Origin of the sequence: Streptomyces sp. NPDC052114 (assembly GCF_040680155.1) — a bacterium.
GTDB lineage: Bacteria > Actinomycetota > Actinomycetes > Streptomycetales > Streptomycetaceae > Streptomyces.
In genome coordinates this window covers 151,055-166,722 of record NZ_JBFAWC010000007.1, presented here as the reverse complement: position 1 = coordinate 166,722, position 15,668 = coordinate 151,055, and the positions used below count along the sequence as shown (strand labels likewise).

Below are 15,668 nucleotides of genomic sequence, written 5' to 3'. Positions count from 1 at the left end.
GAGATGTCAGTCCTCCCGGATAACTTACGGGCGTCTTATTCGCGCCATCGCGCTCTCGTTCGAGGGGGACCCCCAAAGTGACCACTCCGCCGCCCCAGGGCCAGACTCCGTACCCGCCCCAGGGCCAGAACCCCTATGGCCAGCCCCAGGGCGGCGCTCCGTACGGCCAGCAGGCCCCGACGGCCCCGTACCCGCAGCAGGGCCAGCCGGGCATGCCCCAGCAGCCATATCCGGCCTTCAACCAGGGCGCGCCCGTTCCGCCGCCGGCCGCTCCCAGGCGCGGTGGCCGGAAGCTGCTCCTGCGCATAGGTGGCTTCATCCTGGTCGCCATCCTCATCGGCGTCGGCAAGTGGTACCTCGGCAAGAGCGACGCCGAATCCACCACGGTCGGCAGCTGCATGCACAACAAGGGCACCGAGTTCCGGCCGGACCTGGAGGAAGTCGACTGCTCCTCCAGCGACTCCCAGTACAAGGTCGTCGAGAAGTTCGACAACACCAGTGACGCCGACAAGTGCGAGGCCGTGAAGACCTCCGAGATCGCCTACTACCAGCAGGGCAAGGGCCACAACGTCGTGCTCTGCCTGAAGAAGACCAAGTAGGAGACAGCCGAGGGGCGCTGTTTCACGTGAAACCGTGAAACAGCGCCCCTCGGCATATCCAGCTATGTCGCACTCTGTCCCAGCAGTGCGGTGTGTTTCACGTGAAACACACCGCTCGTGCCCGGCTCGGAGAGCCTCAGTTCTGCTCGGCCCACCACTCCTTGAGCGCCGCCACGGCCGCGTCCCGTTCCATCGGGCCGTTCTCCAGCCGCAGCTCCAGCAGGAACTTGTAGGCCTGGCCGATCACCGGGCCGGGGCGCACGCCCAGGACCTCCATGATGTCGTTGCCGTCGAGGTCAGGACGGATCGCGTCCAGCTCCTCCTGCTCCTGGAGGCGGGCGACGCGCTCCTCCAGGCCGTCGTACGCACGCGACAGGGCATTCGCCTTGCGCTTGTTGCGCGTCGTGCAGTCGGAGCGGGTCAGCTTGTGCAGACGCTCCAGGAGCGGGCCCGCGTCGCGTACGTAGCGTCGTACGGCCGAATCGGTCCACTCACCCGTGCCGTAGCCGTGGAAGCGGAGATGGAGCTCGACGAGGCGCGAGACGTCCTTCACGAGCTCGTTGGAGTACTTGAGCGCGGTCATACGTTTTTTGGTCATCTTCGCGCCCACCACCTCGTGGTGGTGGAAGGAGACGCGGCCGTCGCCCTCGAAGCGCCGCGTCTTCGGCTTGCCGATGTCGTGCAGCAACGCCGCGAGGCGCAGCGTGAGGTCCGGGCCGTCCGTCTCCAGCGCCATCGCCTGCTCAAGGACGATCAGCGAGTGGTCGTAGACGTCCTTGTGCCGGTGGTGCTCGTCCCGCTCCAGACGCAGCGCCGGCAGCTCGGGCAGGACGCGGTCGGCGAGCCCCGTCTCCACGAGCAGCGCCAGCCCCTTGCGGGGGTGCGCGGAGAGGATCAGCTTGTTCAGCTCGTCCCGCACGCGCTCCGCGGAGACGATCTCGATGCGCTCGGCCATCGCCTTCATCGCGGCGACGACGTCGGGGGCGACCTCGAAGTCCAGCTGCGCGGCGAAGCGCGCGGCCCGCATCATCCGCAGCGGGTCGTCGGAGAAGGACTCCTCGGGGGTGCCGGGGGTGCGCAGGACACGCTCCGCGAGGTCCTCAAGCCCGCCGTGCGGGTCGACGAACTCCTTCTCGGGGAGTGCCACGGCCATCGCGTTGACGGTGAAGTCACGGCGCACGAGGTCTTCCTCGATCGAGTCGCCGTAGGACACCTCGGGCTTGCGCGAGGTCCTGTCGTACGCCTCGGAGCGGTACGTCGTGACCTCGATCTGATAGCCGTCCTTCTGGCTGCCGACCGTGCCGAAGGCGATCCCGACCTCCCACACCGCGTCGGCCCAGGGACGGACGATCTTCAGGACGTCCTCGGGGCGCGCGTCCGTCGTGAAGTCCAGGTCGTTGCCGAGCCGCCCCAGCAGGGCGTCCCTGACCGAGCCACCGACCAGGGCGAGGGAGAACCCGGCCTCCTGGAAACGGCGGGCGAGATCGTCCGCGACAGGGGACACACGCAGCAGTTCGCTGACCGCGCGGCGCTGCACCTGGCTCAGTGCGCTGGGATTGTCTTCATTGGCGTTCGGCACAACAGAAAAGGGTACGTGGCCCCGGCCCCCGGGGCCGACCCGATTCCCGCCGGGCCGCGCAAGCCCCACACCTGCTGATCCGGCCAGGTCTTCCGATCATGTGGAGCAGTCCGCGGCACTTCGCCACAGCGCGCATCGTTACCATGCGTGGACGCACAACCGACGACCACTGACGACGACGAGGGACGGGCGAACGCGTGGCCGAGGCGGCAGACTTCCCGGGGACCAGTCCCTCACCTGCCCGCCGGTGGCTGCGGCGCACCGCAGCACTGCTGGCGGGCACCCCCTTGCTGGCCGGCCTCCTCCAGGTGCCGGCCTTCCCCGTGGCGCAGGCCGACGCGCCGAGCGCGATGGCCGACGCCACCGGTTCCCGCTCCGTCGACGTCTCGCTGGACAAGCTCACCCCCACCACGCCGGGTGAGGGCGACACACTCGTCGTGTCCGGCACGGTCACCAACAACACCAAGCAGACGGTGACGGACGCCAAGGTCGGCCTGCGCGTGGGGCCGGTCCTCAACAGCCGCAGCGAGATCGACGCCGCCGCCAAGCGCACGGGCTTCCAGCCGGGCGCCGAGGGCACGGAGGTCGACGGAAAGTACGTCGACAAGTTCTCCAAGCTGGTCCCCGGTGTGCGTCAGGACTTCAGCATCTCCGTACCGGTCAAGGCGCTGGACCTCGGCGCCGACGGCGTCTACCAGCTGGGCGTCTCCCTCACCGGCCAGAGCAGCGCCCAGCCCTACCCGCAGGTACTCGGCGCCGAGCGCACCTTCCTGCCGTGGCAGACGGACGCCCCGGACACGAAGACGAAGACGACCTATCTGTGGCCGCTCATCTCCGCCACGCACCTCACGGCGAAGACCGAGTCCGACGAGCAGCAGACGCCCGTCTTCAAGAACGACGACCTGGCCGACGAGCTCGCCTCGGGCGGGCGCCTGGAACAGCTCCTGTCCCTCGGCAGTGGGCTCGACGTCACCTGGGTCATCGATCCGGACCTGCTCGCCTCGGTCGAGGCGATGACGAAGAACTACCGGATCGAGAACCCCGACGGGAGCACCACCAGGGCCGGCCGGCACCAGGCGGTGGCCAACCAGTGGCTCAACGACCTGGAGAGCGCCGTCAAGGGCAAGAAGGTCGTCGCCCTGCCCTTCGCCGACCCCGACCTCGCCTCGCTCGCGCACAACGGCAAGGCCGTCAGCGGCTCCCTGGGCCACCTCAAGGAGGCCACCGAAGTCGGTGCCGAGGCCGTGGACACGATCCTCCACGTGAAGCCGAGCACGGACTTCGCCTGGCCCGCCGACGGAGCCGTCGACCCGTCGATCGTCGACGTCGCGACCTCCGCGGGCGCCCACACCGTGATCGCCCGCGGCGACAGCATGCGCGAGACGAACCTGCAGTACGCGCCGACCGCGGCGCGGCCCATCGGCGGCGGCACGACCGCCGTGGTGGCCGACACGCGCCTCTCGACGGCCTTCGAGGGCGACATGACGGAGGCCGAGAACTCCACGCTCGCCGTCCAGGAGTTCCTCGCCCAGAGCCTGATGGTCAACCTCCAGGACCCCGAGAAGCAGCGCAGCATCGTCGTGGCCCCGCAGCGCATGCCCTCGGCGAGCCAGGCCCAGGCCATGGCGAAGGCGCTCACCGGCCTCGCCGACGGCCGGTGGTCGCAGCCGGAGGACCTGACGGCCGCGGCGAAGGCGAAGCCGGACCCGCAGGCCACCACCCGGGTGCCGTCGGCCTCGGCGTACCCCTCCTCGCTGCGCAAGCAGGAGCTGCCGCAGCAGGCCTTCGAGAAGATTCAGAACACCCAGAAGCGGCTCGAGCGCTTCCAGGTGATCCTCACCGAGAAGGACCGCGTGGTCACCCCCTTCGGGAGGGCCATAGACCGTGAGATGTCGACGTCCTGGCGCGGACGCCCGGCGGACGCGCGCGCCTACCAGTCGAGCGTGTGGAACTACCTGAACGAGCTCACCGAGCAGGTGGCGCTGATCCCGAGGTCCGGCGCGAAGCTCTCCGGGCGCAGCGCGACCATCCCGGTCTCGGTGCAGAACAACCTGGTGCAGGGTGTCGACCACCTGATCCTGCGGCTCTGCTCGCGCAACCCCACCCGCCTCAAGATCGGCGACGAGCGGTGCGAGGAGAAGCCGATCAAGATCTCGGGCGGCCACTCGCAGTCGGTGAAGTTCACGACCACGGCCAACGCCAACGGTCCGGTCCCGGTGTACGCCCAGCTCTACACGGAGGACAACGAGCCCTACGGCGACGCCGTGCCCTTCGAGGTCAACGTCACCGAGGTCACCCTCACGGTGATGCTCGTCATCGCGGGCGGCCTCCTGCTGCTCGTGCTCGCCGGATTCCGGATGTACACCCAGCGCAAGCGCGCGGCCCGCAAACGCGCCCAGGAAGGCCCCGACACGGGCTCCGACGGCGATTCCGGCGACGAGCCGGGGGCAGGCGACCCCGAGCAGCCGAGTGACCCGACACCAAACACCGCTCCGGAAAGCACCGACCCGTCGGACACGGGTGAGAGAGTGGACCGTTGAGCGATGTCGTGGCCGGTGGGCCCGGGGACGATGAGGTGGGGTAACCATGAACGCGCCGTACGACGGTGACCGTGGCCAGGGCGCGGGCGGTTCCGCCTCGCCCGGGGGCCCGCCGCCCGGCTCCCCCGAGCACGGGCAGGTGCCGCCGCCGCAGCCTGCGCCGGACATGTATCTCCAGGACGCCTACGACCAGGACCCCTACCGGGCGCAGGACCTCTCCGCCCAGGACCCGGTGACGGAGGCGCTCTACGACCGCGCGGCACACCCTCCGCCGCCGCCCGGCACCTATCAGCAGCAGCAACCGCTCTACGGACAGCCGCCCGCCTCGCAGCACGCCCCGGACCCCCGCGTGTGGGCCCAGACCCCGGCCCCCGAGCCGGAGGGCCCGACCCGGCACCTCCCGTACGGCGACGACGCCCGCACGACGCAGTTCGTGGGCGTCGACGACCTGGTCACCCAGGCCGGCGAGGAGCACCACGAGCCGGACGCCTTCGCCCACCTCTTCCGCGACCAGCAGCCCGGCGGCTACCGCAGCCAGCAGCACGGCTACCAGGGCCAGCAGCAACAGAGCGGCTACCCCCAGAACAACGGCTATCAGCAGGGCGACGGGTACCAGCAGGGCACCGCGTACCCCCAGGACAACGGCTACCAGCAGCCCGGCGCCTACCAGCAGCAGCCCGTCGACGGCGGCTACCCGCAGGCGGAGCAGCCGGTCGTGCCCGCCCCCGCGGCGCCCCCGGCGCCCGCTCCCGCGCCTGCCCCCGCCCCCAAGTCGGGCGGCCGCGCGTCGAGCCTGCTGAAGTCGAGCGCCGTCATGGCGGCCGGCACGCTCGTCTCGCGTCTCACCGGCTTCATCCGCTCCGCCCTGATCGTCTCGGCGCTCGGCGTCGGCCTCCTGGGTGACACCTTCCAGGTCGTCTACCAGATCCCGACGATGATCTACATCCTCACCGTCGGCGGCGGCCTCAACTCCGTGTTCGTACCGCAGCTGGTGCGCTCCATGAAGGAGGACGAGGACGGCGGCGAGGCCTATGCCAACCGCCTGCTGACGCTCGTGATGGTGGCGCTCGGTGTGCTCACCGTCCTGGGCATCGTCCTGGCCCCGCAACTGGTCAAGGTGATGTCCGTACCGGTCGCGAACGACCCGGCGGCCACCGAGGTCGGCACCACGCTGCTCCGCTACTTCCTGCCCTCGATCTTCTTCATGGGCGTCCACGTGGTGATGGGGCAGATCCTCAACGCGCGCGGCAGGTTCGGCGCCATGATGTGGACGCCGGTCCTGAACAACATCGTCATCATCTTCACGCTCGGCATGTTCATCTGGGTGTACGGGTCGTCGGCCGAGTCCGGCATGACCGTGAACAGCATCCCGCCGCAGGCCGAGAAGCTCCTCGGCGTCGGCATCCTGCTGGGCCTGGTCGTCCAGGCGCTGGCGATGATCCCGTACCTGCGCGAGACCGGGTTCCGGCTGCGTCCCCGCTTCGACTGGAAGGGCCACGGCCTGGGGAAGGCCGCCAAGCTCGCCAAGTGGACCATCCTCTTCGTCCTGGCCAACCAGGCGGGCGCGCTCGTCGTCACCCAGCTGGCCACCGCGGCCACCACCGACCTGCCCTCAACCAGCGGCATCGGCTTCGCCGCCTACGCGAACGCCCAGCTCATCTGGGGCCTGCCGCAGGCCATCATCACGGTCTCCCTCATGGCGGCCCTGCTGCCCCGGCTGTCCCGGTCCGCGCACGACGGGGACACCGGCGCGGTCCGCGACGACATCTCGCAGGGCCTGCGCACCACGGCCGTGGCGATCGTCCCGATCGCCTTCGGGTTCGTCGCGCTCGGCATCCCGATGTGCACCCTGATCTTCGGCTCCTCGGGCAGCGCCCAGGCCACGAACATGGGCTTCATGCTGATGGCCTTCGGCCTCGGCCTGATCCCCTACTCCGTGCAGTACGTCGTGCTGCGCGCGTTCTACGCCTACGAGGACACCCGGACGCCCTTCTACAACACGGTCATCGTCGCCGCCGTCAACGCGGCCGCATCGGCGGCCTGCTACATGGTGCTGCCGACCCGCTGGGCGGTCACCGGCATGGCGGCCGTGTACGGCCTCGCGTACGCCATCGGCGTGGGCGTCGCCTGGCGCCGGCTGCGCAAGCGCCTCGGCGGCGATCTGGACGGCGTCCACGTGCTGCGCACCTACGCCCGTCTCGGTATCGCCGCGGTGCCCGCGGCGCTGCTCGGCGGCGGCGCCGCGTACGCGGTCACCCAGGGCCTCGGACAGGGGGTCCTCGGGTCCTTGGCCGCACTGATCGCCGGTGGTGCCGTACTGCTCGGAGTTTTCTTCGTCGCGGCGAAGCGCATGCGCATCGCGGAGCTCAACTCGATGGTCGGCATGGTCCGCGGGCGTCTCGGCCGCTGAGACGAACGGGGTTCGCACAACCATCGTGGGCCACCGCGTGTCGTGCATAGCGCCGGACTGTGGGCACAATTGGCTTTGGCGTCTGACGAAGCGCAATGGATGGGGAGGCAGGAACGACGGTGGCGGAACGGAGCACGTCTGCCGTCGACGTGGCAGACAACAGCGGTGACGAGCCGCTGACCGCCAAGGCGGAGCAGGCCACGGCCGACGGGGTGGCCCAGACCCGGGAGCGGGACACGGCAGCAGACGAAGACGCGGCGGAGAAGAAGACCGACACGCCCACGGGCCGCGGGGCCTCCTCACCCCCGGAACTGCACAGTGGCCACAAGCTCGCCAGACGCTATCGCCTGGAGGAGTGCGTCACCCGTCTGGACGGTTTCAGTAGCTGGCGCGCGGTGGACGAGAAGCTCCGCCGAGCCGTCGGCGTGCATCTCCTGCCCGCGGATCATCCCCGGGCCCGCTCGGTGCTCGCCGCGGCCCGTTCCTCGGCGCTGCTCGGCGACCCGCGGTTCGTCCAGGTCCTGGACGCGGTCGAGGAGAACGACCTCGTCTACGTGGTGCACGAGTGGCTCCCGGACGCCACGGAGCTGACCACGCTCCTCGCCGCGGCCCCGCTCGAGGCCCACGACGCGTACCAGCTCGTCAGCCAGGTCTCCCAGGCCATGGCCGCCGCGCACCGCGAGGGCCTCGCGCATCTGCGGCTGACGCCGAGCGCCGTCCTGCGCACGTCCACCGGCCAGTACCGCATCCGCGGCCTCGCCGTGAACGCCGCGCTGCGCGGCATCAGCTCCGACACCCCCCAGCGCACGGACACCGAGGCGATCGGCGCACTTCTGTACGCCTCGCTGACCCAGCGCTGGCCCTACGAGGACGACGCGTACGGCCTCTCCGGGCTTCCCAAGGGCGTCGGGCTCATCGCCCCCGACCAGGTGCGCGCGGGCGTCCATCGCGGCCTCTCCGAGCTCGCCATGCGCGCGCTCGTCAACGACGGCGCGACCGCGTCCCGCCAGGACCCGCCGTGCACGACGCCGGAGGAGCTGGTGAAGGCCATCGGCGAGATGCCTCGCATCCGCCCGCCGGAGCCCGCCTTCACCGCGCCGCCGGAGTACCAGCGCACCACCTACCAGCAGGGCACGTACGGCCGCACCGCGCCTCCGGGTGCCACGCAGCCCGTACAGGCCCCGCCGCCCCCGCTGCAGAGCCGTACGGGCCGGGCCCTGAAGTGGGCCGTGTCCGCACTCCTCATCGCCGCGCTCGGTCTGGGCAGCTGGCAGCTGGCGGACGCCCTGATGGACCGCGAGAACTCCGATGACCCCGGCACGTCCCACACCAATGACGGCGGCGACAAGGGCCAGCCCCGGCCCAAGAAGCCGATCGCCGTCAAGGGTGCCGAGGAGTTCTCACTGGATGGCCGCGTCCAGAGCTCGGAGACCGTCGGCAACACCTACGACAATGACCCGGCCACGCTCTGGCGCACCAAGACGTTCAACGACGGCCCGAAGCTCGCGCCGTACAAGCCCGGTGTCGGTATCGTCTACGACCTCGGTTCCGAACAGAACGTCTCCGAGGCGTCGATAGGCCTTCGCTACGGCGGCAACCGCACCACGGCCGCGCTGTACGCGACGGATTCGCTGACGCCTTCCGCGGGCATCGAGTCCATGAAGAAGATCGCTAACGCCACCACATCGGGCAAGAATCTGAAGATCGCGGCCAAGAAGCCCGTGAAGGCGCGGTACGTGCTCCTGTGGATGACCGAGGTGCCGAACTCCGGCACGGACGGGTACTACGGGGCGGGATTCAAGCAAGGCATCACGGACGTGAAGTTCAAGGGCTGAGCGACCGGCTCGACGAGGCTCACAGGGGGAGGAGGGGGTTCGGTGGACGGCACCGCGCACGGTGACATGAGCGACCAGGACCTCCTCGCCTGCCATGTGGCCGGCGACAAGGACGCCTTCGGTGAGCTGGTGCGGCGCCACCGCGACCGGCTGTGGGCCGTCGCCCTGCGCACGCTGGGGGACCGCGAGGAAGCGGCCGACGCGGTGCAGGACGCGCTGGTCTCCGCCTACCGCGCGGCGCACACGTTCCGCGGCCAGTCGGCCGTGACGACGTGGCTGCACCGGATCACCGTGAACGCCTGTCTCGACCGGGCCCGCAAGGCGGCCTCGCGCAAGACCTCCCCGATCGACGACACCGAACGGCTGGAGCAGCTCCTGGAGCCGGAGGAGTCGGCGGCCGCTCCGGTCGAGCGGGGCGATGTGCACCGAGAGCTCGTGGAGGCGCTGGGCACGCTCCCGCACGATCAGCGTGCCGCCCTCGTCCTGGTCGACATGCAGGGCTACCCGGTGGCCGAGGCGGCCCGGGTCCTCGACGTCCCCACCGGCACGGTCAAGAGCCGCTGCGCACGCGGCAGAGCCAGACTGCTGCCGCTGCTCACACACCTGCGCACGGAAGCACCCACGCGGAACAGGGACAGCGGCGACGACAACGGAAGCAAGAAGCCCGGCTCAGGAAGGAACCGGACGCAGGGGACATCCGTCCCACCGGCAGCAGGGCCACGGGATACAGGACCAAGCGATTCAGCTGCCGTGAAGGGCGGAGGTGGGCGAGCGTGACAACCACGACCGACTCGGCCGGGCACCCGGAAGTCACTGAGATCTCCGATCTGACCGAAGGTCTGCTCTCTCCGTCGCGTACGAGCGACGTGCGACAGCACCTGGACAGCTGCGAGCTCTGCGCCGACGTCTACGCCTCGCTGGAGGAGATCCGCGGCATGCTCGGCACCTTGCCGGGCCCGCCGCGCATGCCCGCCGATGTCGCGGGGCGCATCGACGCCGCGCTGGCCGCCGAAGCACTACTGGACTCCACCGCTTCCGACGGCCTTCTCACGGCGGAAGTGACGTCCGGTGCACCGTCCGAATCGATGTCCGAGCCCGCAGCCGAGGCGGCGACCGTAAGGGCGTCCGGCTCTTCGTCGTCGACCGCCAGTCGTGTTTCACGTGAAACATCGCCCGCTTCCTCGTCCTCCACGTCCTCCGGCACCGTCGATCGGCCGGCCGGACACCCCCGTGCGGCCACCACCGGCCCGGGACGCGGCGGCCGACTGCGCAGGACGCGTCGGCGTACCGCCGTGCTCGGCGCTGTCTTCACCGCGGCCGCGATCGGCCTCGGCTCCTTGCTGATCCAGACCCTGGGCAGCGACTCAGGGACGACCGGAGAGACACCGGGACGCCAGAACTCCGCGAACTCCTTCTCCGAGGGCAAGCTCAAGGGACAAGTCGCCGACCTCCTGGCCAAGACCCCCGTCAAGGGCTCCAAGGACGTCGGAGGGAAGGTCGAAGAGTCGACACCGTCCTTCGACACGCGCTCCAGCCCGGAGTCACCCAAGTCGAAGGACCCGGTGCACGAGCAGTCCTCGGTCCAGGTGCCGGAGTGCATTCAGCGCGGCATCGGCGACAAGACGCCTCTCGCCGCCGAAGAGGGCTCCTACGAAGACAAGCGGGCCTACCTCGTCGTGGTGCCCCATGAATCGGACAGCACCAAGGTCTCCGCGTACGTCGTCGACGCCGCCTGTGTCGGCAAGTCTTCGCCGTCGACGGGCAAGGTCCTCGAGACGCACTCGTACCCCCGGAGCTGACGTCGCGGGCACCACCAGCCCGGATTTTCACGGCGCTCTTTACGTGCGCTCGACGCTGCGGCCAGCAGTCTTGTGGTGCATGGCACCCTCCCGCCCTGACACGCTTCCGTGCGCTCGGACACGTCGGGGAATGCAAGCCCCGTAGGATCCGTTGGGTGGGGTGAGAGTCCTGAGACAGGCACCCCCGCGCAGTACGCAGCAGTCCCCAGAGACGAGGAATCAAGCCGTGACCGACGTCCGTAACGTGATCATCATCGGCTCCGGGCCCGCCGGCTACACGGCGGCGCTCTACACCGCGCGCGCGTCGCTGAAGCCGCTGGTGTTCGAGGGCGCCGTCACCGCCGGCGGTGCGCTGATGAACACCACCGAGGTGGAGAACTTCCCCGGCTTCCAGGACGGCGTCATGGGCCCCGAGCTCATGGACAACATGCGGGCCCAGGCCGAGCGCTTCGGCGCCGAGCTCGTCCCCGACGATGTCGTCGCCGTCGACCTCAGCGGCGAGATCAAGACCGTGACGGACACCGCGGGCACCGTGCACCGCGCGAAGGCAGTCATCGTCACGACCGGCTCGCAGCACCGCAAGCTCGGCCTCCCGAACGAGGACGCTCTCTCCGGACGCGGTGTCTCCTGGTGCGCCACGTGCGACGGGTTCTTCTTCAAGGACCAGGACATCGCCGTGATCGGCGGCGGCGACACCGCGATGGAGGAGGCCACCTTCCTCTCGCGCTTCGCCAAGTCCGTGACCATCGTGCACCGCCGCGACAGCCTGCGCGCCTCCAAGGCGATGCAGGAGCGCGCCTTCGCCGACCCGAAGATCAAGTTCATCTGGGACAGCGAGGTCGCCGAGGTCAAGGGCGAGCAGAAGCTCTCCGGTCTGACGCTGCGCAACCTCAAGACCGGCGAGACGTCCGAGCTGCCGGTGACCGGCCTGTTCATCGCGATCGGCCACGACCCGCGCACGGAGCTCTTCAAGGGCCAGCTGGAGCTGGACGACGAGGGCTACCTGAAGGTCGAGGCGCCCTCGACCCGGACGAACCTGACCGGTGTCTTCGGCGCCGGTGACGTCGTCGACCACACGTACCGCCAGGCGATCACGGCGGCCGGCACCGGCTGCTCCGCCGCCCTCGACGCCGAGCGTTTCCTCGCTGCTCTCGCCGACAGCGAGACCGCGGCTGCCACCGTCTGACCCCCCGCTTCTTCCCCACCGCACCAAGTTAAGGAGACTGCCGTGGCCGGCACCCTGAAGAACGTGACCGACGCCTCCTTCGAGGAGGACGTCCTCAAGAACGACAAGCCCGTACTGGTGGACTTCTGGGCCGCCTGGTGCGGTCCGTGCCGCCAGATCGCCCCGTCCCTCGAGGCGATCGCGGCCGAGCACGGCGACAAGATCGAGATCGTCAAGCTCAACATCGACGAGAACCCCGGCACGGCCGCCAAGTACGGCGTCATGTCCATCCCGACCCTGAACGTGTACCAGGGTGGCGAGGTGGCCAAGACGATCGTCGGCGCCAAGCCGAAGGCCGCGATCGAGAGGGACCTCGCGGACTTCATCGCCGAGTAACTCGGCGGCGATGTTTCACGTGAAACACGAATGGACCAGTCCCTGCGGGGGCTGGTCCATTCGCCGTTCAAGGGCCGGGCGCGGGCGTCACAGCGGCCGCAACGCAGGCTCCTTCTGTACGGCTCCCAGCAGACGGTCGAGCGCCAGCTCGACGTCCTCCTTCCAGGAGATCGTCGTACGCAGCTCGAGCCGCAGCCGCGGATAGGCGGGGTGCGGCCGGACCGTCTTGAAGCCCACCGCCAGAAGATGCTCCGCGGGCAGGACACACGCCGGCTTCTCCCACCGTGCGTCGCCGAAGGCCTCGATCGCCTTGAACCCTCGGCGCAGGAGATCCTTCGCGACCGTCTGGACGATCACTCTGCCCAACCCCTGCCCCTGATAGCCGGGCATGATCCAGGCCGTCATCAGTTGCACGGCGTCGGGCGAGACAGGGCTCGTGGGAAACGCGGTGGAGCGCGGGACATACGCCGGCGGTGCGTAGAGCACGAAGCCCACCGGCACGTCGTCGACGTAGACGACCCGGCCGCAGGATCCCCACTCCAGCAGGACCGCGGAGATCCAGGCTTCCTTCTCCAGCTCCGGGGTGCCGGCCTTTACCGCGGCCTGGCCGCTGACCGGGTCCAGCTCCCAGAAGACGCACGCGCGGCAGCGGTTGGGGAGGTCCGGGAGATTGTCCAGCGTGAGCGGTACGAGCCGACGCCCCATGACGGCAGTTCCTCATTTCCTTCGCCCGCCGCGCTGCGAGCGGCTGTCAGAGCACTGCGTTCCCTGAGCAGGCTGCCGACGAAGCCGCCGACCGCTCCCAGGCCGAGGCTCGCGGTCATCAGTCCGGTGCGGCTCATCGCTCGCATGGCCCCCGCCTCCCCAATGAGGTGCCGTCAGGTGGATGCGCCATACCCGACGGCATCGTATCCACGATGTGATTGCATCGATACCGTAAGAAAGCAAAGAGCGGGCCGTGTTCCGGTACAGACCGGACACGGCCCGCTCTCGCGGTGCCGAGCTCTGAGGATCAGGCCTTGCCGTCCTCGTTGTCCTCGTCGGAGGCGTCCTCGGCGAGGCCGTTCTTCAGGACGGGCCCCTCTCCCGGAGCCAGCGTGCTGAGGATGCGCTCCAGGTCCTCCAGAGAGGCGAAGTCGACGACGATCTTGCCCTTCTTCTGGCCCAGGTCCACCCGCACCCGGGTCTCGAACCGGTCCGAAAGTCGGGTGGCGAGACCGCTCAGCGCCGGGGAGAGCCGAGTGCCGGCCCGGGGCCCCTTGGACTTCGGAGCGCTCTGCGGCCGGGACCCCATGAGGGTCACGATCTCCTCGACGGCACGCACCGAGAGGCCTTCGGCCACGATCCGGTGGGCGAGCCTGTCCTGCTCCTCCGAGTCCTCGACGGAGAGCAGCGCACGGGCGTGTCCTGCGGAGAGGACCCCGGCGGCGACCCTGCGCTGCACCGCCGGCGACAGCTTCAGCAGCCGCAGCGTGTTGGAGACCTGCGGACGGGACCGGCCGATGCGGTCCGCCAGCTGGTCGTGCGTGCAGTTGAAGTCCTTCAGCAACTGGTCGTAGGCCGCGGCCTCTTCCAGCGGGTTCAGCTGAGCGCGGTGCAGGTTCTCCAGCAGCGCGTCCAGGAGGAGCTTCTCGTCCTCGGTGGCCCGCACGATCGCGGGGATGCGCTCCAGTCCCGCCTCACGGCAGGCCCGCCAGCGCCGCTCACCCATGATGAGCTCATAGCGCGCCGGGCCCAACTGCCGCACGACGACCGGCTGGAGGAGCCCGACCTCCTTGATGGAGGTCACCAGCTCCGCGAGGGCGTCCTCGTCGAAGACCTCACGCGGCTGCCGCGGGTTGGGCTTGATGGAGTCCAGCGGAAGCTCGGCGAAGTGCGCACCGGCCACGGTCGCGGTCTCCGGCGCCTCCGCCGCCCGCTGGGGCGGCTCCGCCGTTTCATGTGAAACGGGGCTCTGTGGAAGCGCCGTCACCTTCGCGGCCGCCACACCGCGCTCGGCCGTGAGCACGGGCACGGCCGTGGGGGAGGTCGAGGCCCCGCTCACGGTCTGCGGGGGCTGCTTCTCCGTCGGGGCTGCAGGGATCAAGGCGCCGAGGCCTCGCCCCAGCCCTCTCCGTCGCTCGCTCACTGCATCCCCTCCGTCATGCTCTGCTGGTCGTTCTGAGCGCCCGAGTGGGCGTGCTGGACGTCGTAGCGCACCCCGACTCCGCGCAGCGCGATCTCACGTGCCGCTTCGAAGTAGGAGAGAGCGCCGCTCGATCCGGGATCGTAGGTGAGCACCGTCTGGCCGTAGCTCGGCGCCTCGGAGATGCGCACCGAGCGCGGGATGCTCGTCCTCAGGACCTCGTCGCCGAAGTGGTTGCGCACCTCGTCCGCCACCTGGGAGGCGAGACGGGTCCTGCCGTCGTACATGGTGAGCAGGATCGTCGACACATGCAGGTTCGGGTTGAGGTGACCCCGCACCAGATCGACGTTGCGCAGCAGCTGGCCGAGGCCTTCCAGCGCGTAGTACTCGCACTGGATCGGGATCAGCACCTCTGCGCCGGCCACCAGGGCGTTGACCGTCAGGAGGCCCAGCGACGGCGGGCAGTCGATGAGGATGTAGTCCAACGGCTGCTCGTACGCCTGGATCGCTCGCTGCAGCCGGCTCTCCCGCGCCACCAGAGACACCAGCTCGATCTCCGCACCGGCGAGATCGATGGTGGCGGGGGCACAGAAGAGACCCTCGACGTCGGGAACCGGCTGGACGACCTCGGCCAGCGGCTTGCTCTCGACCAAGACGTCGTAGATGGAGGGGACTTCGGCGTGGTGATCGATACCGAGAGCCGTGGAGGCATTGCCCTGCGGGTCGAGGTCGATCACCAGGACCCGTGCGCCGTGCAGAGCGAGCGAGGCAGCGAGATTGACGGTCGTCGTCGTCTTGCCCACCCCGCCCTTCTGGTTGGCGACCACCATGACGCGGGTCTGCTCGGGGCGGGGCAGGCCCTCGCCTGCGCGGCCGAGTGCTTCCACCGCCAGTTGGGCAGCACGACCGATGGGTGTGTCGTCCATCGGGGTCGGTGTTTCACGTGAAACATCCTCCCCCGCCGACTCGGTACGGGGACCGGGGACCGGATCGGTCATCGGTCCCGCGATGTTGGCGTCGGACCGCAAGGATTCACTCTCCTCGACATCAGGCTCGCAATGAACAGAGCCTCCCATGCTTTCGGGTTCGTGAACCAGCGAGGCCCTGGCTTCTGTGGACGAATCCACCTCTGTGGACAACTCCGTGCCCTTATCGAGGGAACCGAGTGGTCGACGGTCGCGGGGTTCCGCAGCGCGGCCGCGACTGATGATGCCATGCAG

The 15,668-nt window shown here is 69.6% G+C and carries 12 protein-coding genes; 8 read left to right on the top strand and 4 right to left on the bottom strand.

The window, feature by feature from the left end:
• Nucleotides 1–77: 77 nt before the first annotated feature.
• The gene (locus AB0L89_RS17495; RefSeq protein ID WP_365141493.1) at nucleotides 78–599 is read left to right on the top strand and encodes a hypothetical protein; all 522 of its coding nucleotides are present in this window, start codon (nucleotides 78–80) and stop codon (nucleotides 597–599) included.
• A gap of 136 nt (nucleotides 600–735) precedes the next feature.
• On the opposite strand, the gene AB0L89_RS17490 is transcribed toward AB0L89_RS17495, so the two are convergent.
• Nucleotides 736–2,178, bottom strand: coding sequence for a CCA tRNA nucleotidyltransferase (locus AB0L89_RS17490; RefSeq protein WP_365141490.1), 1,443 nt, complete (start codon nucleotides 2,176–2,178; stop codon nucleotides 736–738).
• Between the two features lie 197 nt (nucleotides 2,179–2,375).
• Between AB0L89_RS17490 and AB0L89_RS17485 the strand changes: the two genes are divergently transcribed.
• The 7 genes from AB0L89_RS17485 (at nucleotide 2,376) to trxA (ending at nucleotide 12,323) form a co-directional block, all read left to right on the top strand.
• Complete coding sequence (locus AB0L89_RS17485; protein ID WP_365141487.1) at nucleotides 2,376–4,718, top strand: DUF6049 family protein; 2,343 nt, start codon at nucleotides 2,376–2,378, stop codon at nucleotides 4,716–4,718.
• 46 nt (nucleotides 4,719–4,764) lie between these two features.
• Complete coding sequence (murJ, locus tag AB0L89_RS17480; protein WP_365141484.1) at nucleotides 4,765–7,128, top strand: murein biosynthesis integral membrane protein MurJ; 2,364 nt, start codon at nucleotides 4,765–4,767, stop codon at nucleotides 7,126–7,128.
• A gap of 119 nt (nucleotides 7,129–7,247) precedes the next feature.
• Entirely contained in the window at nucleotides 7,248–8,963 is a 1,716-nt protein-coding gene (locus AB0L89_RS17475) for a protein kinase family protein (protein ID WP_365141481.1), read from the top strand.
• Between the two features lie 42 nt (nucleotides 8,964–9,005).
• Nucleotides 9,006–9,740: an RNA polymerase sigma factor SigM gene (gene sigM / locus AB0L89_RS17470; RefSeq protein WP_365141478.1), complete on the top strand. Its 735-nt coding sequence runs from the start codon at nucleotides 9,006–9,008 to the stop codon at nucleotides 9,738–9,740.
• Nucleotides 9,737–10,762, top strand: a complete 1,026-nt coding sequence (locus AB0L89_RS17465) for a hypothetical protein (RefSeq protein WP_365141475.1) — start codon at nucleotides 9,737–9,739, stop codon at nucleotides 10,760–10,762. The genes sigM and AB0L89_RS17465 overlap by 4 nt, the downstream gene beginning before the upstream one ends.
• Before the next feature lie 226 nt (nucleotides 10,763–10,988).
• Nucleotides 10,989–11,948: a thioredoxin-disulfide reductase gene (gene trxB / locus AB0L89_RS17460; protein ID WP_365141472.1), complete on the top strand. Its 960-nt coding sequence runs from the start codon at nucleotides 10,989–10,991 to the stop codon at nucleotides 11,946–11,948.
• 42 nt (nucleotides 11,949–11,990) lie between these two features.
• Nucleotides 11,991–12,323 carry a thioredoxin gene (gene trxA / locus AB0L89_RS17455; RefSeq protein ID WP_365141469.1) on the top strand — a complete coding sequence of 111 codons (333 nt, stop codon included), beginning with the start codon at nucleotides 11,991–11,993 and terminating at the stop codon, nucleotides 12,321–12,323.
• Nucleotides 12,324–12,410: 87 nt separating this feature from the next.
• On the opposite strand, the gene AB0L89_RS17450 is transcribed toward trxA, so the two are convergent.
• The 3 genes from AB0L89_RS17450 to AB0L89_RS17440 form a co-directional block, all read right to left on the bottom strand.
• Nucleotides 12,411–13,028 carry a GNAT family N-acetyltransferase gene (locus tag AB0L89_RS17450; protein ID WP_365141467.1) on the bottom strand — a complete coding sequence of 206 codons (618 nt, stop codon included), beginning with the start codon at nucleotides 13,026–13,028 and terminating at the stop codon, nucleotides 12,411–12,413.
• Nucleotides 13,029–13,335: 307 nt separating this feature from the next.
• Nucleotides 13,336–14,451 (bottom strand): ParB/RepB/Spo0J family partition protein, encoded by a 1,116-nt coding sequence (locus AB0L89_RS17445; RefSeq protein WP_365141464.1) that lies wholly within the window; start codon nucleotides 14,449–14,451, stop codon nucleotides 13,336–13,338.
• On the bottom strand, nucleotides 14,448–15,524 hold the full coding sequence (locus AB0L89_RS17440; protein ID WP_079036777.1) for a ParA family protein: 1,077 nt from the start codon (nucleotides 15,522–15,524) through the stop codon (nucleotides 14,448–14,450). The genes AB0L89_RS17445 and AB0L89_RS17440 overlap by 4 nt, the downstream gene beginning before the upstream one ends.
• Nucleotides 15,525–15,668 lie beyond the last annotated feature (144 nt).

Excerpts from the sequence above, each read along its gene's own strand:
- murJ (WP_365141484.1), top strand. The coding sequence starts at position 4,765 with ATGAACGCGCCGTACGACGGTGACCGTGGCCAGGGCGCGGGCGGTTCC.
- AB0L89_RS17450 (WP_365141467.1), bottom strand. The coding sequence starts at position 13,028 with ATGGGGCGTCGGCTCGTACCGCTCACGCTGGACAATCTCCCGGACCTC.
- AB0L89_RS17440 (WP_079036777.1), bottom strand. The coding sequence starts at position 15,524 with ATGGGAGGCTCTGTTCATTGCGAGCCTGATGTCGAGGAGAGTGAATCC.